Below are 23,454 nucleotides of genomic sequence, written 5' to 3'. Positions count from 1 at the left end.
CCAGGCTGCCAGGCCGGGCACCGGCGCACAACCGGGTTGACGCACCGGACCCGCCCCGCCGCCGGTCCTACTCCTTCAGGCCGATGTTGTCGATCGGCGGAGCGCTGAGCAGCCGCCGGACGGGCCACACCGTGCTCACCGACGCCAGCAGTGCCGTACCGCCGAGCACCGCCGCCCACCCGAGCGGCGGCACGTACGGGATCGGGCTGCCGGTCAGTCCGTTGACGATCGCGCTCAGCGTCAGCACCGCGATCGTCGCGCCGATCAGCACCGCCGTGCCGAGCAACCCGGCCTGTTCGGCCCGGACCATCCCGCGGATCTGACGGCGGGTGACCCCGACCAGTTGCAGCAGCGCCAGCTCGCGGCGGCGGGCCAGCGCCGCCATCACCATCGTGGTGGCCGCCGCCAGCGCCGCGTACCCGACCATCACGCCGATCAGCAGCCGGTTCAGCCAGGCGCCGAGCGCCAGATCGGTGCCGAGCAGGCGCGTACGGGTGGCGGCGTTGAGAACCTCGGCGCCGGGCCGCGCCGCCGCCCACGCAGCCAACGCGGTGCCGGCGTCCGGGCCGCCGCGGACCAGGACCTCGTCGACGGTGTTCCCCGCTGTGTGCCCGGCGACCGTCCCGGCAGCCAGGGTGACGTCGCCGAAGCCGAGGCCACGGTCGTAGATCGCGACGACGTCCAACGTGACAGGGGTGCCGTCGCCCAGCCAGAGTTCCGCCTTGTCGCCGACGTCCCAGCCGGACGAGGACGCCTGCGTCGTGGACAGGGCGACGGTGCCGGCGCGCAGGTCTGCCAGGGTGCCCTTGCGCACGGCGAGGTCCATCGTCGACATGACGCCCGCCGGGTCGACGGACTGCGCGCCGACCGGCTCGATGCCGCCGAGCGCCCGCACCACGACCTGGGTGCGGCGTACCCCGGTGGCCGCCTGCACCCCGTCCAGCTCGCGGATCTCCCCCGCCGCGTCCGCGGGCAGTCCACCCGGAGCGACGAGCACCCGCTCGGCGAGTGTTCCCGCGCTGCTCTGCGTGGTGGCCTGCCGTTCCAGGTTGTTCTGCAGGAACCAGACCGAACCGCCGAACCCGACGGACAGCACGAGGGCGGTCAGGACCGTCGCCATGCCCTGCGCGTTGGCCCGCAGGTTGGCCGCGGCCAGGTAGCCGCCGGCCCGCCAGATCCGCGGCAGTACCGGGGTGAGCAGGCGTGCCGCGTACGCGTTGATCATCGGTGCGAGCAGCGCCACCGCGATGACGAACAGGTAGAGCATGCCGACCGCGCCGGCCAGCGCCCCGGCCGACCCGGCGGCGCCGAGCGTGAACGCTCCGGAGCTGCCGGCCGCCATCAGCGTCAGCACGCCGGCGATCAGCCGTACCGGGCCGCTGCGCCGGGGTTCGACAGCGATCTCGCCGAGCGCCTCGATCGGTTTGATGGCGGTGACCCGGCGTGCGGCGATCAGCGCGGCGACCACCGCCACGAGGACCGCCGTACCGATGGCGGCGGGCACCGCGAACAGACCGCCCACCATCGGGAAGCCGGCCGGCACGAACCCCCGCCCGACCAGTTCGCCGTGCACCCAGCGGGCCGCCAGCAGGCCGGCCGGGCCGCCGATCGCGGAGCCGGCCAGGGCGAGCAGCGTGGCCTCGGCGACCAGCATGCGGCGCACCTGCCCCGGCGTGGCGGCGACCGCGCGCAGCAACGCCAGGTCACGCCGACGGTGCCGGACGGACAGCCCGATGGTGCCGGCCACCACGAACACGATCAGCAGGACGACGTACCCCCCGAAGGCCGACCCGGCCTCGACCAGCAACCTCTGTGCGGCCCGGTTCTCCGGCTGCTCGGCCTTCCCGCGGTCCTTTCCGGCGTACGCCGTGGCACCGGCCGCCGACGCGATCTCCCGCACCGCGCCGAGGTCGGCGCCGGGCGCCGTCCGTACGCCGATCGCGTCCACCCGGCCCGGGTGCGCGGACAAGCGGGCGGCCTGCGCGTCGGTGAAGAACACCGCCGCCGAACCGGTCTCGGCGGTTCCGCTCACCCGGTACGACCGGCTGATCCCGCCGACGACCAGCGCGATGCGGTCGCCGGGCGTCACGCCGAGCCGGGTGTCGGCCACCACCTCGTCGTCGTTGCGGGGCGCGGCACCGGCGGCGAGGGAACGGCCGGTGAAGGCGTAGGTGTCCCAGCCGTGTCCCACGGCCGCGGGTGAGCCGATCAGCACCGCGTGGTCGCCGGTGACTGCCGTGACGCCCGACACCCGGCGGATCCGGTCCACGAGGTCGGCGTCCACGGTGCCGCCCTCGGGCAGCGTCACGGTGCTCGTGGTGGTGTCACCGTCGAACTCGCGGAACGTGTGGCTGATCGTGCGGTTGGCGACGACCACGTCGGCGCTCGCCCAGAGCCGTGGCTCCGGGCGGAACCGCAGCCCTGACTCGACGAGCGTGCCCATCGCCACCAGGATCAGCACGCCGGCGATCAGGGCCAGCAGGGTCGCGGCGGCGGGGCCGGTGCGGTGCCGCAGCAGGCGGGCGGCGAGGCCGGTCATCGGAGGACCCGCCCGTCCAGCGAGGCCAGGTGCTCGGCGATACGGACGGCTCCGAGCTGCGGGAGGTCGGCGACCATCGCACCGTCGGCCAGCACGAGCACCCGATCCGCGTACGACGCGGCGATCGGGTCGTGCGTCACCATCACCACCGTCTGCCCGTGCTCGTCCACGACCGCGCGCAACAGCGTCAGCACCTCCGCCGCGGTCCGCGAGTCGAGGGCGCCGGTGGGCTCGTCCGAGAAGATCACCTCGGGGCGGGTGGCCAGCGCCCGGGCGATCGCCACCCGCTGCTGCTGGCCGCCGGACAGCGCCGCCGGCCGGTGGTGCAGCCGGTCGGCGAGGCCGACCCGCTCGACCACGTGGGCCAGCCAGGCCCGGTCCGGGCGGACGCCGGCCAGACGCAGGGGCAGCACGAGGTTCTCCTCGACGGTGAGCGCGCCGATCAGGTTGAACGCCTGGAAGACGAACCCGATCCGGGTACGACGCAGCTCGGTCAGGCGCGTCTCGGACAGCCCGGACAGGTCGGTGCCGCCGAGGATCACCCGACCGCTCGTGGGGCGGTCGAGCCCGGCCGCGATCTGCAACAGCGTGCTCTTGCCGGAGCCCGAGGGGCCCATCACCGCGGTGAAGGTCCCCCGGCCGAAGCCGACATCGACGCCCGCGAGCGCGGTCACCTGGTTGCGGCCGGTGCCGTACACGCGGGTGAGTTGTTCGACACGTACCGCCGGTTCGATGGTGCGTCCCGGATGGTCCGGCATTCTGGTGGCCTCTCTCCGTGTCATCGGCAGGAACTGCGCGCACCAGAAACGCTATTGACCTGGAGGAACGGCGACCATCCAGCGGGCTGCCCGATCCGGGTACAGCAGGCGCTACCACCGGCCCGGGCGCTCGCCGGCCGGCACGTCGTCCGTTCCACCTGCCGCCCGCCGCCCGAGCGATTGAGCAGGTCACAGCCGGGGTAGTGGGCCTCCTCGCGGAAGATCGATCGGCGGCCGGTCCCGGCCTGCCCGGCGAGAGGGGTACCACCGGTGCGGACCTGGGTACGCGACGCCGTCGCGCGGTTGCGCGGCGACGGGATGACAGTGGTCGAGCTGACCGCCGCCGCTGTGGTCGCGTGGATCGTGGCGGCGGTGGTGATCCGGCACCCGGACCCGTTCTTCGCGCCGACCGCCGCGCTCGTCGTGCTCGGCGAGTCCCGCGGGCGACGGCTGCGGCAGACCGTCGAGATCCTGTTCGCCGTGGCAGCAGCCGTGCTCGTCGCGGAGCTGCTGGTGTACGCGCTGGGCCCGGGCACCGAGACGGTCCTGCTGGTGCTGCTGCTGACCACCACGACGCTCGTGGTGATCGGGGCCCGCCGGGCCCTGGTCGTGCAGGCCACCGTCTCGGCCATGTACCTGGTCGTGGTCTCCGCGCCGAACGGGACGCTGATGCCGTTCCGCTTCGTCGACGCGCTCATCGGCGGCGCCGTGGCGCTTGCCGCCAGCCAGCTGATGGCCGCCCGTGACCCGCTGGCACCACTGGTGGCCCAGGCCCGGCGCAGCTACACCGACCTGGCCGACCTGCTCGACCAGGTCAACGCGGCGCTGCGGGGCTGCGACGAGGACGCCGCCCGCGCCGCGCTGGACCGGGCGCGGCAGGTGGACGACTGCGTCGCCGAGATGCAGGCCGCCGTGCTCGCCACCGGTGAGACGCTGCGGCTGGGACTGCGCCGCCGGCACCTGGGCAAGCTCGCCGAGGTGGAGGCCACGCTGCGGCAGCTCGACTACGCCGCCCGCAACATCCGGGTGCTGGCCCGGGCCGGTGTGACCCTGACCCGCCGGCACACCGCCACGCCGCCGGAGCTGGCCGCCGCGATCGGCGCGCTGACCTCCGCCGTACGGTCGGCTGGTGAGGCCATGGCCCACGACCTCACCGGCGCGGACGCCGACCGGCACGCGCAGCGGGCTGACGCGGCGGCGCTGGAGGCGGTCCGGATCGCCGCGGGCCTGCTGCGGACCGATCCGCCACTGCCGGTCACCATGATCGTCGGGCAGATCCGGGCGACAGCGATCGACTTGCTGCGCGGTGTCGGCCACGACGACGTGGCGGTGCTGGACCGGGTGGACGAGGCGCTCGGCCTGAGCCGGGGGTGACACGTCCGCCGCTGGTCCGCTCAGCGGTGGTGGATCGGGGTGTCGAGGTCCGTCAGCCGCCGGCCGGACCCTCCCGCGGCCAGGGCGACGAACTCGGCGGCGATCGCCACGGCGGTCTCCTCCGGCGTCCGCGCCCCCAGGTCGAGTCCGATCGGTGAGGAGAGCCGGGCGAGGGCGGCCTCGTCCACACCCGTCTCGCGCAGGCGGCGCAGCCGGTCGGCGTGGGTGCGGCGGCTGCCCATCGCGCCGATGTAGCGGGCCGGGGTGCGCAGGGCGACCTCGAGCAGCGGGACGTCGAACTTCGGGTCGTGGGTGAGGACGCAGAGCACCGTCCGCTCGTCGACTGCTGTCGACTCCAGGTACGTGTGCGGCCACTGGACGACGAGGTCGTCGGCATCGGGGAACCGCTTGCGGGTGGCGAACACCGGACGGGCGTCGCACACCGTGACGTGATAGCCGAGGAAGCGGCCGATCCGGGCCACCGCGACGGCGAAGTCGATCGCGCCGAAGACGATCATCCGTGGTGGCGGCAGGTACGACTGGACGAAGACGGACACCTCGTCGTGCCGCTGCTGCCCGCGCGTACCGAGTCGAACGGTTCCGGTGGTGCCGAGGGCGAGCATGCCCTCGGCCTGCCGCGCCACCGCACGGTCCAGGTCGGCGTCGCCGAGGGTGCCGGCCACCCGGTCGGGCCAGACCACCATCTGGGCCGTCCCGGCCGACGCCGTCGCCACCGGCGCACCCGCGCGGATCGCGGCGAGCACCGCGTCCGGCTCGGTCAGGACGACGTCCGGCTGGACCAGGACCTCGATGGTGCCGCCGCAGGTCAGCCCCACCTCGAAGGCGTCGTCGTCGCCGACACCGTACGTCTCGGTGCATGCCTGGCCGGTGCGTATGGCCTCCTGGCAGAGCTCGTACACCGCGCCCTCGACGCAACCTCCCGAGATGCTGCCGACGACCTCACCGTCGGCGCAGACCGCCATGGCCGCGCCCGGCGGTCTGGGCGCCGACTTCCAGGTCCGCACGACTGTCGCGACGGCGAACCGGACGCCGGCGGCACGCCACGCGGTCAAGCCGTCGACGATGTCTCGCATTGCCGCACGATCCGTGAGCAGCAGCGGCACCGTCAACGCCGACCTAAGGACTTGCTTAGGTCGGCGTTGACTTCCGCGGGCACCGGCACCACATTGACGACTTCCGGAGGTGCGATATGCAGGTGCCGGCCCCGTTCGAGTACGAACGAGCAACCAGTGTGGACCATGCCATCAGCCTGATGGAACGGCTGGGCAGCACGTCCCGGCTGATCGCCGGCGGGCACAGCCTGCTGCCGATGATGAAGCTGCGGCTGGCCAGTTTCGACTATCTCATCGACATCAACGATCTCCACGACGAGCTCGGCTACATCGAGGCGGGCCCGGACGAGCTACGCATCGGTGCGCTGACCCGGCATCGGGAACTGCTCGAGTCCGCCACCCTGACGGCGGCCTTCCCGATCTTCGCCGACGCCGAACGGGTGATCGCCGATCCGGTGGTGCGCAACCGGGGCACACTGGGCGGCTCCCTGTGCCAGGCGGACCCGTCGGAAGACCTGTCCGCGGTCTGCACCGCCCTGGACGCGAGCTGCGTGATCCGCGGGCCGGGCGGCGCCGAGCGGGTGGTGTCCATGGAGGAGTTCCACGTCGGGCCGTACGAGACGGCCGTCGGCGACGGGGAGATCCTGGTCGAGATCCGGCTGCCGGTGCGGCCCGGCTGCGGCAGCGCCTACGAGAAGGTGGAGCGCCGGGCCGGCGACTGGGCGGTGGTCTCGGCGGGTGCCGCGGTCTGGCTCGACGGCGACGTGATCTCCGACGCCCGGGTCGGGCTGGCCGCTGTGGGTCCGAACACCACCGGCATCCCGGAGATCTCCGCGGCGCTGCGCGGGCAGGAGCCCGGCGAGGGCCTCTTCGCGCAGGCCGGCGCGATCGCCGCGCGCAGCTGCGATCCGGCCACCGACCAGCGGGGCAGCGCGGACTACAAGCGGCACCTGGCCGACGAGCTGACCAGACGGACCCTGCGCCGGGCCGTGGAACGGGCGAGGAGCTGAGCATGCAGGTCACCATGACCGTCAACGACGTCGAGGTCACCCGGGAGATCGAGGGCCGCCTGCTGCTTGTGCACTTCCTGCGCGACGTGCTGGGCCTGACCGGCACACACGCGGGGTGCGACACCAGCAACTGCGGCACCTGCGTCGTCTGGCTCGACGGCGAACCGGTGAAGTCGTGCACCGTGCTGGCCGCGATGGCCGGCGGACACCAGGTGCGTACCGTTGAGGGCCTGGCGAAGGGCGCGGAGCTCGACCCGGTCCAGCAGGGCTTCATCCAGTGCCACGGCCTGCAGTGCGGCTTCTGCACGCCCGGCATGATGATGACGGCTCGCGCGCTGCTGAACCGCAACCCGGACCCGACCGAGGCGGAGATCCGCGAAGCGATCTCCGGTCAGATCTGCCGCTGCACGGGCTACGCCACCATCGTGCGCTCGGTGCGCTGGGCCGCCGTGCACGAGGCGAACGCGGCCGCCGCGGTCACCGAGACCACCGAATCACGCGAAGCCGGCGAGATCGACAACGCCGGCCGGCCCGCCGGGAGCGTCGTATGACGACTGTGCACGAGCGCGTGGACACCTTCCACGACAACGACCAGAAGCCGGTGGGCTACGGCCGCATGCTGCGGAAGGAGGATCCGCGGTTCGTACGCGGCCGGGGCCGGTTCGTCGACGACGTCCGGCTGCCCGGCATGCTGCATTTGGCCATCCTCCGCTCGCCGGTGGCCCACGCGCGGATCCTGAGCATCGACACGAGCGCCGCCGAGGCCTCACCCGGCGTCAAGGCTGTCGTGACCGGGGCGATGCTGGCCGAGCAGGGTCTGGCCTGGATGCCGACGCTCTCCAACGACGTGCAGGCCGTGCTAGCCACCGACAAGGTGCGCTTCCAGGGCCAGGAGGTGGCGTTCGTCGTCGCCGAGGACAAGTACGCGGCGCGGGACGCGCTGGAGCTGATCGACGTCGAGTACGACGTCCTCGATCCGGTCGTCGACGCCCGCCGCGCGCTCGAACCGGGCGCCCCGGTGATCCGCGACGATCTCGACGGCAAGACCGACAACCACTGCTTCGACTGGGAGACCGGTGACGAGGCGGCCACCGCGGCCGTGTTCGCCCGCGCGGACGTCGTGGTGAGCCAGGACCTGGTCTATCCGCGGGTGCACCCCGCGCCGATGGAGACCTGTGGGGCGATCGCCGACTTCGACGCCGTCGACGGCAAGCTGCGCCTCTGGTCCACCACGCAGGCGCCGCACGCGCATCGCACCCTCTACGCCCTGGTGGCGGGCATCCCCGAGCACAAGATCCAGGTGATCTCGCCGGACATCGGCGGTGGCTTCGGCAACAAGGTGCCGATCTATCCGGGGTACGTCTGCGCGATCGTCGCGTCGATCGTCACCGGGAAGCCGGTGAAGTGGATGGAGGACCGCTTCGAGAACCTGATCAGCACCGGCTTCGCCCGCGACTACATCATGCGTGGTGAGATCGCGGCGACCCGTGACGGCCGGATCCTGGCCATCCGCACCAACGTCCTCGCCGACCACGGCGCCTTCAACGGCACCGCCGCGCCGGTGAAGTACCCGGCCGGCTTCTTCGGGGTCTTCACCGGCAGCTACGACATCGAGGCCGCGTACTGCAAGATGACGGCGGTCTTCACGAACAAGGCGCCGGGCGGTGTGGCGTACGCCTGTTCGTTCCGCATCACCGAGGCCGTCTACCTCGTCGAGCGGATCGTCGACTGCCTCGCCGACGAACTGGGCATGGACCCGGCCGAGTTGCGGCTGAAGAACTTCATCCGCCCGGAGCAGTTCCCGTACACGACGAAGACCGGCTGGGTGTACGACTCCGGCGACTACGAGCCGACCATGCGGCTGGCGATGGAGATGGCCGGCTACGCCGACCTGCGGCGCGAGCAGCAGGAGAAGCGGGCCCGGGGCGAGTTGATGGGCATCGGCGTCGCGTTCTTCACCGAGGCCGTCGGCGCCGGCCCGCGCAAGAACATGGACATCCTCGGCCTGGGCATGGCCGACGGCTGTGAGCTGCGCGTACACCCGACCGGCAAGGCAGTGGTGCGGCTCAGCGTGCAGTCCCAGGGCCAGGGACACGAGACGACGTTCGCGCAGATCGTCGCCGAGGAGATCGGCATCCCGCCGGACGACATCGACGTGGTGCACGGCGACACCGACAACACGCCGTTCGGTCTCGGCACGTACGGCAGCCGGTCCACACCCGTCTCCGGTGCCGCGGCGGCCCTGGTCGCCCGCAAGGTCCGCGACAAGGCCCGGATCATCGCCTCCGGCATGCTGGAGGTCTCGGTCGCCGATCTGGAATGGGACAAGGGTTCCTTCCGGGTCAAGGGCGACCCGGGCAGGAGCGTGACCATCCAGGACATCGCGATGCGCGCGCACGGCGCCGGCGACCTGCCCGAGGGCGTCGAGGGCGGGTTGGAGGCGCAGATCTGCTACAACCCGTCGAACCTGACGTATCCGCACGGGGCGTACATCTGCGTGGTGGACATCGACCCCGGCACCGCGCAGGTCAAGGTGCGGCGGTTCATCGCCGTCGACGACTGCGGCACCCGGATCAACCCGATGATCATCGAGGGGCAGGTGCACGGCGGTCTGGCCGACGGAGTCGGCATGGCCCTGATGGAGATGATCGCGTTCGACGAGGACGGCAACTGCCTCGGCGCGTCGCTCATGGACTACCTGATCCCCACCGCGCTCGAAGTGCCCGACTGGGAGACCGGCTTCACCGTCACCCCGTCCCCGCACCACCCGATCGGCGCGAAGGGCGTGGGCGAGTCGGCCACCGTCGGCTCCCCGCCGGCGATCGTCAACGCGGTCGTCGACGCCCTCGAACCCTTCGGCGTACGGCATGCCGACATGCCGTTGACGCCGTCGCGCGTCTGGGACGCGATGCGCGGCAACGCCCGCCCGCCGATCTAGGGGAGGTGGCCCCATGACGACTATCGCCCGCCGTGCGCGTGATCTGACCGTCTCGCGCGCGCCGTTCGTGCACGCCACAGTGGTCCGGGCGCAGGACCCGACGTCGGCCCGGCCCGGCGACGACGCGGTGATCCTGCCGGACGGCACCATCGACGGTTTCGTCGGCGGGATGTGCGCCGAGAGTTCGGTGCGGGCGGCCGCCCTGGACGCCCTCCGGGACGGCAAGGCGCTGCTGCTGCGGGTCCTGCCGGACGGCGCGCCCGCCTTCCCCGACACGCCGGGAGCGCGGGTCGTGGTCAACCCGTGCCACTCGGGCGGGGCGCTCGAGATCTTCCTGCGCCCGGTGCTGCCCGTACCCGTGCTGGGTCTGGTGGGCGACACGCCGATCAGCGCGGCGGTGGCCACCCTGGCGGCCTTCCTCGACTTCGAGGTGGCCACGTCCGGTGACCACTCGGGCGCGACGGCGGTCGTGGTGGCCGGCCTGGGCAAGGGCGAACAGGACGCCGTCCGCGCCGCGCTGGACGCCGGAGTGGGGCACGTCGCGCTGGTCGCCAGCCGGACCCGCGGCGCGGCGGTGCTCGACGAACTGGCGCTGTCCGACGCGGAGCGCGCCCGGGTCCGGACCCCGGCCGGACTGGAGATCGGGGCGCGCTCACCGCAGGAGATCGCGCTGTCGATCATGGCCGAGGTGGTGCGGGCACTCCGGGTGGACGGCCTCGCCTCCTCCCCCGCACCACCCGCGGCGCTCCCCCAGCAGGCAGTCGACCCGGTGTGCGGGATGACAGTCCTGGTCGGGCCGGACACCCCGCACGTGCGGATCGGCGGCACCGACCACTGGTTCTGCTGCCCCGGCTGCCGCGACCGGCACGTGGCGGCGTAGCCGTGTTCGTCACCGGCCTGGTTCTGGCGGCCGGGGCCTCGGTGCGCCTCGGCGAGGCCAAACAACTGCTGCCGTACCGCGGGCGGACGCTGCTCGACGCCACCCTCGACCTGGCCCGCTCGTGTGCCTTCGACCAGGTGCTGGTGACCCTCGGCGGCGCCGCCGACCTGGTCCGCGAGCGGGTGGACCTGACCGGGGTCCAGGTCGTCGAGAACGCCGAGTTCAGCACGGGCTGTGGATCGTCGGTCCGCGCCGCGTCGCAGGCGGTGGACCCGCGCGCCGACGGGCTCGTGCTCCTGCTCGGCGACCAGCCCGGCGTACGGGCCGCCGACGTACGCCGGGTCGCGGCGGCGACCACCCCGCTCGCGGTGTGCCGGTACGCCGACGGCCTGGGGCACCCGTTCTGGTTCGCCCGTGACGTCCTGCCGGAGCTGCGTGTCCTGCACGGTGACAAGGCGGTGTGGAAGCTGCTGCACTCCGGCCGGCACCCGGTCACGGAGATACCGGTGGACGGGCCGGTGCCGATCGACGTGGACACCCGCGCGGACTACCGGCGGTTGCTCTCGGGCGAGGCGCGGTGAAGGATCCGCAGGCCGTGCGGCGCCGGCTGGACGCCGTCGACTACCTGGCCGACGACGGCATGGCGATGGCCGTCTTCCTCGCGCTGGAGCTGGGCAAGCCGCTGCTGCTCGAAGGCGAGCCCGGCGTCGGCAAGACCGCGGCGGCGAAGGCGCTGGCGCGGGCGCTGGACACGACACTGATCCGGTTGCAGTGCTACGACGGCCTGACCCCCGGCGAGGCGCTGTACGAATGGAACTACCAGCGGCAGTTGCTCGCCATCCGGCTGGCCGAGGCCCGGCACGCCCCGCTCACCGACGCCGACCTGTTCGCCGCGGAGTTCCTGCAGGAACGGCCGATCCTGCGGGCGGTACGCCACCCGGGGCCGGTCCCGCCGGTGCTGCTGATCGACGAGATCGACCGGGCCGACGACGAGTTCGAGGCGCTGCTGTTCGAGTTCCTCGGCGAGTCCGGGATCACCATCCCCGAGCTGGGTACGTTCACCGCGACCACGCCGCCGGTCGTGGTGCTCACCTCCAACCGCAGCCGCGACCTGCACGACGCACTGCGCCGCCGCTGCCTGTACCACTGGATCGACTTCCCGCAGATGGACCGCGCCACCGAGATCGTCCGGCGGGCCGTGCCGGGCGCCACCGAAGGGCTGATCCGCACGGCGACCGCCTTCGTCGGCGACGTACGCGCCCTCGGCCTGGACAAGGCACCCGGCATGGCCGAGGCCATCGACTGGGTAGCCGCGCTGTCAGTGCTCGGCGCCGCCGACCTCTCCGCCGACGACGTCGTCCGGACCATCGGCACCATCGCCAAGACCCCCGACGACCGCGCCGCCGTCGCCGCCGCGCTCGGCGCACACCAGGAGAGGCCGGCATGAAGATCAGCAACGAGTTCACAGTCGACGTCCCGATCGCGCGGGCATGGGCGATCCTCACCGACCTGGAGGGCATCGCGCCGTGCCTGCCGGGCGCCCGGCTGACCGGCGTCGACGGCGACGTCCACCAGGGCACGGTGAAGGTCAAGGTCGGTCCGGTCGTCTCCGAGTTCGCCGGCACCGCACGTTTCGTCGAGAAGGACGACAGTCGCTATCGGGGGGTGATCGACGCGAAGGGCCGCGACCGGCGGTCGGCGGCGAACGCGTCCGCGCTGGTCACCGCCGAACTGCGGCCGGACGATCAGCGCACCGTCGTCAGCGTGGACACCGATCTGAAGATCTCCGGGCGGCTGGCCCAGTTCGGCAGCGGCATGATCAAAGAGGTGTCGGGCAAGCTGCTCGCCCAGTTCGTCGCCAACCTCGAGGCGAGGCTGGCGGCCGAGAGGACCGGCGACAGCACGGCCGGCGACCCGCACGAGGCCACCGCGCCTGACGCACCCGAGCCCGCACCCGCAGTCGCCGCCGCGACCGGCCCCGACGCCTCCGCGGCTCGTACCCTCGCGGCCGAGGCGGCAGCGCCCGACACCGCCTCGCCCTCGTCCGCCACGCCGCCCGGGTCCACCGTGGCCGGCACCCCCGTGGCCGCCTCGGCGTCCACCGGTCGACCGGATGCCGGCAGCAGCGCCGAATCGGAGACGCTGGACCTGCTCGGCGTCGCCGGTGGTGCCGTCGTCAAGCGCCTCGTGCCGGTGCTCGTCGGGATCGTCGTCGTCGGTGCGGTGATCGCCTGGTGGGTCGCACGCCGGTGAGGCACGGTCTGCTGCGCGGCGTCGACCGCGCGGCCTTCGCGACGGCGTTCGCCGACCGGTTGCGGCGGGCCGGCGTACCCGCCGGGCTCACCGAGGCCGGTGACTTCGTCCGGGCGCTCGGCGTGTGCACACCCGGGGAGACGACCGCGCTCTACTGGGCCGCCCGGATCAGCTTCGTGCGGCGGCACGCCGACCTCGCCGCCTTCGACAGCGTCTTCGCCGCTGTGTTCGCCGACGCGCCGCCGCTGCCGCTCACCCGGTCGGCGGCCCCGCCGGGCGCTCGCGACGACGTGCACCTGCCGGTGCCCGCCGACACCGACGCCACCGGCGACGGCGGTGGGCTGCCGTGGGCGACGTTGCCGGCGCCCGTCGCCGAGGCGGAGCCCTCCGATGCCGGAGTGCGGCTGCCCGAGCGACGGCCCAGCGCCCTCGCCGGACTCGCCGACCGGCCGTTCGAGGACCTCGACGACGCCCAGCTCGCACTGCTCGGCGAGGCCCTGCGCGAGGCGGTCGCACGCTGGCCGTCCCGGCGCACCAGGCGGCACGCCGTAGGCCCGGCCGGGCGGCGGGTCGCGCTGCGTCCGACGATCGCCCGCGCCCGACGCACCGCGTGGGAGCCCGTCGAGGTCGTCCGCGAGCGGCCGCTACGCCGGCCGCGCCGGGTCGTGCTGCTGTGCGACGTCAGCGAGTCGATGCGGGCCCAGGCCCACGCGTACCTGCACCTGCTGCGGGCCTTCGCGATGACCACCGACGCGGAGGTGTTCGCCTTCGCCACGACGCTCACCCGGCTCACCGTCGCGCTGCGGCACACGTCGGCGTCCGCGGCGATCGCGCACGCGGGCGCCGCCGTGACCGACCGTTTCGGGGGTACGCGCATCGCGACGAACCTGCGGGGCCTGCTCGCGTCCCCGCACGGCGACGCGGTTCGCGGGGCGGTGGTGCTGATCGGCTCGGACGGCTGGGACAGCGACCCGCCGGCCGAGCTCGCCGCCGTGATGGCACGGCTGAGCCGCCGCGCCCACCGGATCGTCTGGCTGAACCCGCGGGCCGGCGCCCCCGGCTTCGCTCCCCTGGTGGCGGGCATGGCCGCGGCCCTGCCCTACTGTGACCGGCTCCTGCCGGCCGCGACGTTCCGGGACCTGCTGGACGCCGCCGGTCAACTCCAGAGCGTCACGTGCACCGAGGGCCGGAAATGGTTCACCGCGACGCCCACGCCACGCATCATCGCCTGAATCGCCCGGGGCGTCGACGCGAAGCGGCACAGCTCGGCTGCCACGGACGGAGTGCCGGGGGTGACGAGTACCAGCGAATGCCACACCGCCTCGGCCGTGGCGTGCGGCCCGGACAACGCCACGAGCTGGCCGCCGCGGACGTCCGGCGCGACGGTGAACGACAGCGCGGGCGCGATCCCCCGGCCGCGCTGGGCCTCACCCAACGCCGCCGCGTGGCTCTGGAAGATCTGCTGCCGCTCCTCGGGTACGCCGAGCCGGCGCAGCATCGCCGGGACAGCGCCCAGCGTGTTGGTGGCCGAAGGCCCGAGCAGCCAGGTCTGGTCGCGCAACTGCCCCGGTGACGCCGGCACACCGGCCAGCGGATGATCCGGGCCGACGACGGTCACGAGCCGGTAGTTCATCATGGGCCGGCAGGAGATCGCCGGTTCGGCCACCGGCGGCAGCGGCCCCATCGCGATGTCCGCGGCCCGGGTCAGCAGCAGCGACTCGAAGGAGCCGGGGTCGCAGACGCTCAGCTCGATGTCGAGGTCGGCGGCGCGTCTGGCGAACAGCTCGATCAGTCTCGGCGCGGCGAACTCGGCGAACTCGCTGGACGCGGCGACCCGCAGCATCCGGCGGCCGTGTGCCGCCGAACTGACCTCCAGGACCGTACGGTCCTGCAGGCCCAGCATCTCGGCCGCGCGGCTGGCGAGCCGCAGCCCGCCGGGGGTGAAGGCCAGCCCCGCCGCCGTCCGGCTGAACAACTGGTCTCCGAACTCCCGCCGTAGCTGGGCGATGAGCAGCGAGACCGCCGACTCGGAGACCTCCAGCTGCGCGGCTGCCTGCTTGACGGATCCCAGCCGGACGACAGCGACGTAGGCCCGTAGCTGCGTCGGAGTCATCGGCGTCGACCCGCCCTTCTGCGGCGCCGTGGACTGCTGCGGGCAGCCCGCGGTGTACCCCGATCATTCCCCGCCGATTGCCCCGCCGCCAGGGACAGCGCACCTCGGGGCGATCCGGCCGGTACGCGGGGTGAGCGCCCGCGACTCAGAAGCGGCTGACAGTACGCTACGTCGCGAAGTAGGCGGCACTCTCCGCGTCGGCCGGGTAGTAGGACTCGATCGCGATTTCGTCGATCGTGATGTCCATCGGGGTGCCGAATGTGGTGATGGTCGAGAACAGCCGCAGCTCTCGTCCGCCGACGCGAAGGATCATCGGTATCACGACGTCCGCTTCGATCCGTTGACTCGACGTGTTCTCCGGCTCGGGCGCCAACAGTTCCTCGTAGAGTGCGGTGAGCTCAGGGTCGGGAGCATTTGCGAGCTGGCGTGAGATCCGGGTGCGGAACACCGCGCGCACGTCGGCCAGGTTGACGACCATGCGCGCGAGACCGCGCGGATCCAGTCCCAGCCGTACCAGGTTGACCGGCGGTCGCAGCAGGTCAGGAGCCACCTGTGCGAAGAACGGGTCGACAGCGCGGTTGGTCGTCACGATGTTCCACCGGCGATCGAAGACCACCGCCGGGTAGGGCTCGTGGGCGCGGAGCACCCTCCGGACAGCGTCGTGGACGGCTGACAGTGCGTTGTGGTCGAGCGGACTCTCGGCGTACCGAGGTGCGAAACCCCCGGCGAGCAGCAGCCGGTTGCGATCACGCAGCGGCACGTGGAGCTGATCCGCGAGTCGAAGGATCATGTCGGAGCTCGGCTTGGACTTACCGGTCTCGACCAGACTGACGTGACGAGCCGAGACGTCCGCAGCGATCGCGAGATCCAGTTGGCTGAGTCCCCGATGCTGCCGCCACTGCCGCAAGAGTTCCCCGACCGTGTGCACGATCATGGAGCGTACTCATCGTCGAGTCGGACGCCATGAAATCCGAGTTCATCGACAATCGAAGCGGTCACGCAAACACTGCATCCATGACCACGGAGAACCAGAGCATCGTCCGACGGGCGCTGGCAGGACTGATCGAGACGGGTGACGTCGATGCGCTCGCCCCGTTCCTGAGTGATGATTTCGTCCACCACAGGCCGGGTACGACCACGTCGACCAAAGTGGAATGGCTCGCCGCCGTCCGTGCCGCACTGGTACCGCTTGCCGACATGCAGGTCGAGATCCATCAGGTGCTGGCCGACGGCGATCACGTCGTGATGTACTCGCGGCGCTGGCTTCCCGGCGCAGGACCGGAGATCGCGGTCGTCGACATCTGGCGGATCGACGACGGGCTGATCGCCGAGGCGTGGGAGATCATCGAGCCGGTGGCCCACGTGACCGCCAACCTCGCGTGGTGGAAACCTGCTCAGCACCTGCCACGCGCATGAGCTCCGCCTGCGACCAGGCCCTCGTAGGCCGCGGTGGTGTCATCCGTCCAGAGGACGACCGCGACGCGCTGGCCTTCGGCGACCGGGTCCAAGCCGTGGTCCTCGCGGGTATCGTCGCTGAAGAGAACCAGCTGGGGACTGCGGAAGGTCCACATGCCGCGAGCCTATCGGCGACGCGCCGGGCGTATCGAGGACCAGCTGGGTCAAGCCCGCCGAGGAAAGCACATCCCGGATGCCGTCGCTCGGCCGCGATGTCACACTGCGGCAGTGGAGCGCTTTCGGTGTGCGAGCTGCGGGAAGAAGCTGAGCGTCCCGGTCCGGTTGGTGGAACTGCCGGCGCCGCCGCACTGGTCGGTCCTGGACTGCCACCACGTGAACCCGCCGCTCCTCGACCCGGGCGCCTACGCGATCGACGAGGCCGCCTACGGCCGTGATCAGCTCACCGGCACCTTCGTCCTCTCACCCGGTGACGTACGCGGGACACGCTTCGTCCATGACCGTGTCCGCACGGGCTGCTGGTCGATGGTGGGATGGATCCCCTGCGTCGCCTGTCGAGGCTGCGGGGCCGTGGTCGCCTCGCGGGCCGACGACTGCGGGATGGCGCAGGAACTGCGCTTCCATCCAGCGATGGTTGTCCGGGAGCGGTGTGAGGATGAACCGGACCGCGTGACCGATCCTTTCGCGCTGATCGCCGATTGGGACCGTCCTGCGCCCGACACCAGACCGCACCGAGGGGTGCCCGAGCCGACCCGTCCTCGACCCGAACTCGTCGCCACCCGCTGGGGAGGCCGAGGCTTGAGGGAAGCTCTCTTCCGAGATGATCCGCCGGCCTGACCCAGCCGCGCGCCAACCGCACTTGGGCCGAGGCGGCTCTGACTACCACTACCGAGCCTCAAGCGTCGGCGTCGGTGAGCAGTCGGGCGGCCAGGGCGCGTACCTCGTCCTTGAGTTCGTCCGGTCGGTCGATCGTGAACGACCAGCCGAGCCCGGCGAGCATCTGTGCCGCACCGTCGAGCCGTTCGGCTCGGGCGGTGAGGCGTACTCCGCCGGGAACCTCGGTGAGCGTGCCGACCGAGGGCGGGATCCGTCGCTGCGCTTGCTCCAGGCTGGTGTGCAGCACCACGGAGATGTCGTGCGCGTACGGCACTGCTGCCAGACCGGCGAGGACCTGCATGGTGGGATCGAAGCCGGCTGGGATGTCGAACCTGCCCGGGGCGGGGCGGGCCGTCCCGACGCGGTCGAGCCGGAACGTCCGTACGGCCCGGCGGTTGTGGTCGTGGCCGGTGACGTACCACCGGCCGGCGTGGAAGACCAGCCCGTACGGGTCGAGCCGGCGCTCGCCGGACTCGCCGCGCCAGGTGGTGTAGGTGATGTTCACCGGTTGCTGATGTCGGGCCGCTTCGGCGAGCACCAGCAGCACCTCGATGCCGGCCGGGGCGGGCTTCCGGACCCGTGCGGTGAAGTCCACTGTCTCCAGCAGCGAATCGATCCGCCGGGCGAGAACGGCCGGCAGCACCCGGCGGATCTTCGCGGTCGCGCTCTCGGCGGCCGCGCCTTCGGCGGTGACCAGCCCGGCCCGGCCGGCGGCCACGAGCCCGAGCATGACGGCGACCGCCTCCTCGTCGGTGAGCATGAGTGGCGGCAGCTTGTATCCGGGCGCGAGCCGGTATCCGCCGTAGCGACCGCGCCGGGCCTCGACCGGGATGCCCAGGTCGGCGAGGTGCGCGGCGTATCGGCGGACCGTGCGCTCGTCGACGCCCAGCCGACCGGCCAGGTCGGCGACGGTGAAGCCGCCGCCGGCCTGGAGGATCTCCAGCAACGCCAGTACGCGCGCGGTCGGCCGGGTCACAAATCCCCACTCCTAATCCGGGCGGAACCTGTCCGGTATCGATCGTAGCGTGTCATGCATGACGACCTTCGTACTGGTTCCCGGGTTCTGGCTCGGCGCATGGGCCTGGCGCCCCGTCACCGCCGCCCTGCGCAGGCACGGCCACGAGGTGCACCCGCTGAGCCTGACCGGCCTGGGCGAACGCGCCCACCTGGCCCGCCCGGACACCGACCTCGACGTCCACGTCACCGACGTGGTCAACCTGCTGCGCTACGAGGACCTGCACGACGTAGTGCTCGTCGGGCACAGCTACGCCGGCGCGGTCGTGACGACAGCCGTTGCCGACCGCATGACCGACCGCATCGCCCAACTGGTCTTCGTCGACACCGGCCCGCTGCCCGACGGGGCGGCGAACGACGACTTCAGCCCGCCCCCGGAGCGTGAACGCAACGCGGCGGTGGTCGCCGAACACGGCGACGGCTGGCGGCTGCCGCCCCCGCCGTGGGCCGAGCTGGCGGCGGGAGCAGCAGACGTGGATGAATCGGTCGTCGCGTTGCTCGCTGAGCGGTCGGTGGCCCAGCCGTGGGCGACTGCCACCACCCCGGTGCGGCTCACCGGGGCGTGGGAGAAGCTGCCCCGCCTCGGCGTGCTGTCGAGCTTCACCGCCGAGCAGGCACGCGAGATGGCCGCCACCATGCCGCTGTGCCGGCACATGGCCGGCGATTCGTGGCGGTACGAGGAACTGCCGACATGGCACTGGCCGATGCTCAGCCGGCCGGCCGAGCTGGCCCGGATCCTGCACGAAGCCAGGCCGACGGCATAGCCCGCGGTGCCCGGGCGACCGTACCCAGGTCACCCGGGCACCGGCACGGGGGAACCATCCCGTCTTCGGGTTCTCTCCCGGCCAGGCGGTCAGACGTCGAAGCGGAACCTAGACGGCAGGGCCCGGTCGGCGAAGCAGTCCGTTGGCGACCAGCTCGACGGTCACCGCGACGGCGATCGCCTCGACGGCCAGGAGCGCGACCAGGACCAGTAGCTGGGCTGCCCCGGCCTGGACGGGTGTGCCGCCGCCGAGCAGCACGCCGACGAAGGCGCCGGGGAGCGTGACCAGGCCGACGGTGCGTGTCTGGTCCAGCGCGGGCACCAGCGCATGCCCCGCGCTGGGCCGGCAGATCTCCAGCGCCGCATCCCGCGGCACGAGGCCCAGCGCCAGGGCCGCCTCGTACTCGCCGTGGCGGTCGCGAAGCTCGTCCAACGCGCGGCGGCCCGCCAGGGAGGTGGCCGTCATCGCCCCGCCGATGAGGATCCCGGCGATCGGAACGACCGCGACCTCGGTCAGCGGCACCGCGCCGGAGGCCACGACGAGGGCGGAGGCCGGGAGCGCGCCGACCGCGATCGGCGCCAGCACCGGCCAGCCGAGGCGAAGGGAGCTGACCCGGCGCGCGGAGGTCGCCGCCGCGACCAGGATCATCAGCGTGATGAACCCGGCGCTGGCCCACCACGACCGCAGGACGGCAGTGATGAGCAGCGCCACGGCGCACAACTGCACCACCGCGCGCAGCGCCGCCGTGGCGATGCCACGGGCGTGGCCGAGCCGACCGGCCCGCACCGTTGCCACGGCGACGAGCACGAGAACGACGAGTACGGCGGCGAGCGCCGGACCCACCGCGACTGCACCTTGATCCATGGGAGCATTCGACCAGCCGGCGCTTGCTCAGATGTTGGAGCCGTCCGGCGGCAGGCCGGGCGGTGGCTGCGGGGATCCGCCCCGGCCGGCAGCCGGTGGACAGGACATGCCCAGGGTGTAGGCCGTCATGGACAGCGAGCCGTAGGCGTAGCCGTCGACGAGGACCTCGGTGTCGGGGGTGTCCATGGCGGCGGCCAGGCCGGCGAGGTACAACGCGGGGATGAAGTGATCCGGTGTCGGTACCGCACGGCGGAAGTCCCCGTGCGCGTCGAGGGTCGCGTACTCGCCCGGGTCGGTCAGCATCCGGGCCTTGGCGTCCTCGTCGAAGCGTCTCGCCCAGTCGAAGCCGTCGTCGGCCAGCGCCCAGTCCATGCCGCGCAGGTTGTGCACGACGTTGCCGCTCGCCACGATCAGCACTCCACGCCGGCGCAGTGGAGCGAGCCGGGCGCCGAGTTGAAGGTGGTAGTCCATCGGCTTGTCGGCGTTGATGCTGAGCTGGACGACGGGAATCGTCGCGTCCGGAAAGGCATGCATCAGCACCGACCAGGTGCCGTGGTCGATGCCCCAGCTGTCGACGTCCGCCCCGACCCAGGTCGGATGGACGACGTCACTGACCTCCTCAGCCAGTTCGGGCAGCCCGGGCGCCGGGTACTGCACCTCGAACAGCTCCTGCGGAAACCCGTAGAAGTCGTGAATGGTCCTCGGCCGGGGCATCGCGGTGACGGCCGTGGCGTTGATGTACCAGTGGGCACTGACCACCAGGATCGCGCGGGGACGCGGCACCGCTGCGCCGAAGGCTCTCCACGCGGAGGTGTACCGGTTGACCTCAAGGGCGTTCATGGGGTTGCCGTGGCCCAGGAACGCCGCGGGCATCAAGACCTCCGAGCCCGGATGTACGTCTGAAGGCACGTGAACTTCCCTCCCTGGGAGGACCGGTTCGCACGGCGCGGCCTGCCGGACCTGAGGGTCACGATAGTGCCACCTGGCAGCGGTTCCGGCCGGAATCACGCTCCTCCGGAGAGCGGTGATCGAGTCTCCCGGATCGTGGCTGCCGACCGAGTATGGTCACACCGCGGCGGCAGCCTGCCCGTTCGGGCGGCTGCCCAGTGACTCCTTGCGATGGGAGCATGATCGGGTGACGCCCTTCCGCATCGATGTGCCCGAAGCCGTCCTGGACGACCTGCGCGCTCGGCTTTCGCGGACGAGGTTCGCGCCGGCCGCACCAGGGGAGCCGTGGGCCGCCGGCACCGACCCTGGGTACCTGGCAGATCTGGTGCGGTACTGGCTCGACGGATTCGACTGGCGTGCGGCCGAGCGTGCCCTCAACCGGTACCCCCAGTTCGTCACCACGGTCCGGGGCGCGCCGGTCCACTTCGTTCATGTCCGCTCGGCATCGCCCGACGCCACGGCGCTGATCCTGACCCACGGCTGGCCCGGCACGTACACGGAGATGCTGCCCCTGGTGTCCCGGCTCGCAGACTTCGACCTCGTCATACCGAGCCTGCCGGGCTTCGTCTTCTCCGGACCACTCGCCGAGGGCCCGACGACCGAGGCGGCTGTCGCGGACGTGTGGGCCGAGCTGATGACCCGTCTGGGCTACGACCGCTTCGGCGCCTACGGTGGCGATGTCGGGTCCGGCGTGTCGACGTGGCTCGGCGCCCGCCACGCAGATCGGGTCATCGGGGTCTTCTCGCAGCACATCAAGTTCCCGCCGGCGGACCGCAGGGGCGACCTCAGCCCGGCCGAGGAGGCGTTCATCGCCATGCTCGACGCGAAGGCCCAAGACGACTGGGGCTACGGAATCATCCAGGAGACACGGCCCGACACCCTCGCGGCCGCGCTGAGCGACTCGCCGTCCGGACTGGCCGCATGGATCATCGAGAAGTACCAGCGCTGGAGCGACTGCGGCGGCGACATCTCCCGCCGGTTCGGCTTCGACGAGCTGCTGACCACCGTGATGCTGTACTGGGTCACCAACTGCATCAGCACGTCCTTCCGCCCCTACCGTGACGACCACCTGGCCCCACACCTGCCGATGGTCGACGTGCCCGCCGGCATCACGGTCAGCGTGGAGGACGCCGGCCTGCCCCGGTCGTTCGCCGAACGCACCTACGCCAACCTCACCCACTGGCGCGAGCCCAGCGTCGGCGGCCACTTCCTCGCCCAGGAAGAGCCCGATCTGCTCGCTGCCGACCTGCGCGCCTTCTTCAACGCACTGCGATGATCCAGAAGCCCAACCGGCGACGTCGTCTAGATCGTTTCAACCATGGGACGAGTGGTCCAGATCCTCTCGAACAGTGCGCCACGCAGGCCACGACGCCGAGGCGGCCGACGTTGAACTGCGCGTCGGGGCCCTCAAGCGGTCGGGTGCGAGAGCGTCACGGCAACCACTGGTCCGATCGCGACGCTGAGCAGGTAGGCGAGGTTGAACAGACCCAGGGCTTCGGCCCGGTGGGAGGCGGACACGACGCCGGCCGCGTGCAGGGCGAGTACGCCTTGGCCGGTCGCGGCGGCCAAGGAGCCGAGCGTCATCGCCGCAAGCAGCAGCGGTACGGCGGTGGTGACCGCCGCCAGCAGCGGTGCGGTGGCGCCGGTGACGAGCAACGCGGCGGCCGCGACGCGGCGTGACACTCGCACGGATGCCGCGACCAGGAACCCGGAGCAGATGCCGCCGATCAGGTACGGCGCCAGCAGCACGGTCCCGCTCAGGGTGCCTGCCCATCCCGCGTGCTGTCGCAGCAGGTCCGGCGCGGCGTAGAGCAGGGCGAAGTTCCCCACTCCCAGCGCGAAGGCCAGCGCGCACGCCGCGAGGAACCGGCCGTTCCGTGCCACCGCAGCAGGCAGGAAGCCGTCCGGACGGACCTTCATCCAGAACACCAGCAGAGGCAGCAGTACGACGGTGGCCGGGCCGGCCACCAGCGGTCGGTGCGGAATGAGGACGGCAGCGGTGACCAGCATGGCCAGGATGGTCATTCCGAAGAAATCGAATGGCGCCGGCACCGCGTCCGCTGCGGTGGTGCCGCGGCGAGCCGCGGGCACGGCGAGCACCGCCAGCAGCGGCAACGCCAGCGCCACCTGCCACGACGAGAGGTCGGCGATCAGTGCCCCGGTCAGCGGACCGGTGGCCCCGACGACCGCCAGCGACGCGGCGACCACGCCCATCTGCCGGGCCGAGTCGGCCAGTTTCATCGCCGTCACGGTGAGTCCGGCAGACCCCAGTCCCTGCACCGCCGCACCGGCCACCATCGCCGGCACGCTCGGGATCAGCACGAGGAGGAGCGTCCCCGCGGCCACCAGCGCGGACGCGACGGTCAGGACCGCTCCTACGCCGCGACGGGCGAGCAGCGCCGCCAGCAGCGGCGTCCCCAACGCGATCCCCCAGCCGAAGGCGGTTACGCCGGCGGCCGCGGCCTGTTCCCCGCTACCCGTTGCGCGCGCCAGGTCGTCGAGCAGCAGTGCCGGTGCGGCAATCCCGAACGACAGCGGACCGGCCAGCAGGGCGAGCCAGGGTGTGGCCACCCGCCCTGGTGCGAGCTGCCTGGGACGGTGAGCGGCTCGGCGCCGCTGTAGCTGATCCATGTCGTT

General features: G+C 72.3%; 22 protein-coding genes. 13 read left to right on the top strand and 9 right to left on the bottom strand.

The window, feature by feature from the left end; all coding sequences use genetic code 11:
* Positions 1 to 67 precede the first annotated feature (67 nt).
* Together MICAU_RS09620 and MICAU_RS09615 are read right to left on the bottom strand one after the other, a co-directional pair.
* Positions 68 to 2,539, bottom strand: coding sequence for an ABC transporter permease (locus tag MICAU_RS09620; protein WP_013285101.1), 2,472 nt, complete (start codon positions 2,537 to 2,539; stop codon positions 68 to 70).
* The gene (locus tag MICAU_RS09615) at positions 2,536 to 3,297 is read right to left on the bottom strand and encodes an ABC transporter ATP-binding protein (RefSeq protein ID WP_013285100.1); all 762 of its coding nucleotides are present in this window, start codon (positions 3,295 to 3,297) and stop codon (positions 2,536 to 2,538) included. The genes MICAU_RS09620 and MICAU_RS09615 overlap by 4 nt, the downstream gene beginning before the upstream one ends.
* Before the next feature lie 270 nt (positions 3,298 to 3,567).
* Between MICAU_RS09615 and MICAU_RS09610 the strand changes: the two genes are divergently transcribed.
* Entirely contained in the window at positions 3,568 to 4,671 is a 1,104-nt protein-coding gene (locus tag MICAU_RS09610; protein WP_013285099.1) for an FUSC family protein, read from the top strand.
* 20 nt (positions 4,672 to 4,691) lie between these two features.
* On the opposite strand, the gene MICAU_RS09605 is transcribed toward MICAU_RS09610, so the two are convergent.
* Positions 4,692 to 5,765 (bottom strand): XdhC family protein, encoded by a 1,074-nt coding sequence (locus MICAU_RS09605; protein ID WP_013285098.1) that lies wholly within the window; start codon positions 5,763 to 5,765, stop codon positions 4,692 to 4,694.
* A gap of 116 nt (positions 5,766 to 5,881) precedes the next feature.
* Here MICAU_RS09605 and MICAU_RS09600 point away from each other — a divergent pair, with 116 nt between their 5' ends.
* The 8 genes from MICAU_RS09600 to MICAU_RS09565 are packed head-to-tail and all read left to right on the top strand — an operon-like array spanning position 5,882 to position 14,057.
* Positions 5,882 to 6,754: an FAD binding domain-containing protein gene (locus MICAU_RS09600; protein WP_013285097.1), complete on the top strand. Its 873-nt coding sequence runs from the start codon at positions 5,882 to 5,884 to the stop codon at positions 6,752 to 6,754.
* A 2-nt stretch (positions 6,755 to 6,756) separates the two neighbouring features.
* The gene (locus MICAU_RS09595; RefSeq protein ID WP_013285096.1) at positions 6,757 to 7,305 is read left to right on the top strand and encodes a (2Fe-2S)-binding protein; all 549 of its coding nucleotides are present in this window, start codon (positions 6,757 to 6,759) and stop codon (positions 7,303 to 7,305) included.
* On the top strand, positions 7,302 to 9,692 hold the full coding sequence (locus tag MICAU_RS09590; protein WP_013285095.1) for an aerobic carbon-monoxide dehydrogenase large subunit: 2,391 nt from the start codon (positions 7,302 to 7,304) through the stop codon (positions 9,690 to 9,692). The genes MICAU_RS09595 and MICAU_RS09590 overlap by 4 nt, the downstream gene beginning before the upstream one ends.
* Before the next feature lie 13 nt (positions 9,693 to 9,705).
* Positions 9,706 to 10,572 (top strand): XdhC family protein, encoded by an 867-nt coding sequence (locus MICAU_RS09585; protein WP_013285094.1) that lies wholly within the window; start codon positions 9,706 to 9,708, stop codon positions 10,570 to 10,572.
* A gap of 2 nt (positions 10,573 to 10,574) precedes the next feature.
* Positions 10,575 to 11,153 (top strand): nucleotidyltransferase family protein, encoded by a 579-nt coding sequence (locus MICAU_RS09580; protein WP_013285093.1) that lies wholly within the window; start codon positions 10,575 to 10,577, stop codon positions 11,151 to 11,153.
* On the top strand, positions 11,150 to 12,019 hold the full coding sequence (locus MICAU_RS09575; protein WP_013285092.1) for an AAA family ATPase: 870 nt from the start codon (positions 11,150 to 11,152) through the stop codon (positions 12,017 to 12,019). Before MICAU_RS09580 ends, MICAU_RS09575 begins: the two co-directional genes overlap by 4 nt.
* Positions 12,016 to 12,825, top strand: coding sequence for an SRPBCC family protein (locus tag MICAU_RS09570; protein WP_013285091.1), 810 nt, complete (start codon positions 12,016 to 12,018; stop codon positions 12,823 to 12,825). The genes MICAU_RS09575 and MICAU_RS09570 overlap by 4 nt, the downstream gene beginning before the upstream one ends.
* Positions 12,822 to 14,057 carry a vWA domain-containing protein gene (locus MICAU_RS09565; protein ID WP_013285090.1) on the top strand — a complete coding sequence of 412 codons (1,236 nt, stop codon included), beginning with the start codon at positions 12,822 to 12,824 and terminating at the stop codon, positions 14,055 to 14,057. Before MICAU_RS09570 ends, MICAU_RS09565 begins: the two co-directional genes overlap by 4 nt.
* On the opposite strand, the gene MICAU_RS09560 is transcribed toward MICAU_RS09565, so the two are convergent.
* Both MICAU_RS09560 and MICAU_RS09555 read right to left on the bottom strand, forming a co-directional pair.
* Positions 13,982 to 14,938: a LysR family transcriptional regulator gene (locus MICAU_RS09560; RefSeq protein ID WP_013285089.1), complete on the bottom strand. Its 957-nt coding sequence runs from the start codon at positions 14,936 to 14,938 to the stop codon at positions 13,982 to 13,984. The two genes, MICAU_RS09565 and MICAU_RS09560, sit on opposite strands and share 76 nt — an antisense overlap.
* Positions 14,939 to 15,104: 166 nt before the next feature.
* The gene (locus MICAU_RS09555) at positions 15,105 to 15,872 is read right to left on the bottom strand and encodes a helix-turn-helix domain-containing protein (protein ID WP_013285088.1); all 768 of its coding nucleotides are present in this window, start codon (positions 15,870 to 15,872) and stop codon (positions 15,105 to 15,107) included.
* 80 nt (positions 15,873 to 15,952) lie between these two features.
* On the opposite strand from MICAU_RS09555, the gene MICAU_RS09550 reads away from it, so the two are divergent.
* Entirely contained in the window at positions 15,953 to 16,354 is a 402-nt protein-coding gene (locus MICAU_RS09550; protein WP_041798932.1) for a nuclear transport factor 2 family protein, read from the top strand.
* A 267-nt stretch (positions 16,355 to 16,621) separates the two neighbouring features.
* On the top strand, positions 16,622 to 17,188 hold the full coding sequence (locus MICAU_RS09545) for a hypothetical protein (RefSeq protein ID WP_041798930.1): 567 nt from the start codon (positions 16,622 to 16,624) through the stop codon (positions 17,186 to 17,188).
* Between the two features lie 58 nt (positions 17,189 to 17,246).
* On the opposite strand, the gene MICAU_RS09540 is transcribed toward MICAU_RS09545, so the two are convergent.
* Positions 17,247 to 18,203 (bottom strand): helix-turn-helix transcriptional regulator, encoded by a 957-nt coding sequence (locus MICAU_RS09540; protein ID WP_013285085.1) that lies wholly within the window; start codon positions 18,201 to 18,203, stop codon positions 17,247 to 17,249.
* 58 nt (positions 18,204 to 18,261) lie between these two features.
* On the opposite strand from MICAU_RS09540, the gene MICAU_RS09535 reads away from it, so the two are divergent.
* Complete coding sequence (locus tag MICAU_RS09535; protein WP_013285084.1) at positions 18,262 to 19,005, top strand: alpha/beta fold hydrolase; 744 nt, start codon at positions 18,262 to 18,264, stop codon at positions 19,003 to 19,005.
* Between the two features lie 108 nt (positions 19,006 to 19,113).
* Here MICAU_RS09535 and MICAU_RS09530 read toward each other — a convergent pair whose 3' ends face one another.
* Positions 19,114 to 19,869, bottom strand: coding sequence for an ABC transporter permease (locus MICAU_RS09530; RefSeq protein WP_030270936.1), 756 nt, complete (start codon positions 19,867 to 19,869; stop codon positions 19,114 to 19,116).
* A 27-nt stretch (positions 19,870 to 19,896) separates the two neighbouring features.
* Positions 19,897 to 20,742, bottom strand: coding sequence for a 4,5-DOPA-extradiol-dioxygenase (ygiD, locus tag MICAU_RS09525; protein ID WP_013285082.1), 846 nt, complete (start codon positions 20,740 to 20,742; stop codon positions 19,897 to 19,899).
* 262 nt (positions 20,743 to 21,004) lie between these two features.
* On the opposite strand from ygiD, the gene MICAU_RS09520 reads away from it, so the two are divergent.
* A complete protein-coding gene (locus MICAU_RS09520; protein WP_013285081.1) occupies positions 21,005 to 22,093 on the top strand; it encodes an epoxide hydrolase family protein in 1,089 nt (362 codons plus the stop codon).
* A 131-nt stretch (positions 22,094 to 22,224) separates the two neighbouring features.
* Here MICAU_RS09520 and MICAU_RS09515 read toward each other — a convergent pair whose 3' ends face one another.
* Positions 22,225 to 23,388 carry an MFS transporter gene (locus MICAU_RS09515; RefSeq protein ID WP_236619389.1) on the bottom strand — a complete coding sequence of 388 codons (1,164 nt, stop codon included), beginning with the start codon at positions 23,386 to 23,388 and terminating at the stop codon, positions 22,225 to 22,227.
* Positions 23,389 to 23,454: the final 66 nt, after the last annotated feature.

The organism is Micromonospora aurantiaca ATCC 27029 (assembly GCF_000145235.1).
GTDB lineage: Bacteria > Actinomycetota > Actinomycetes > Mycobacteriales > Micromonosporaceae > Micromonospora > Micromonospora aurantiaca.
Note: the sequence above shows the minus strand (reverse complement) of the source record. Positions and strands in the feature narration are given on the sequence as shown.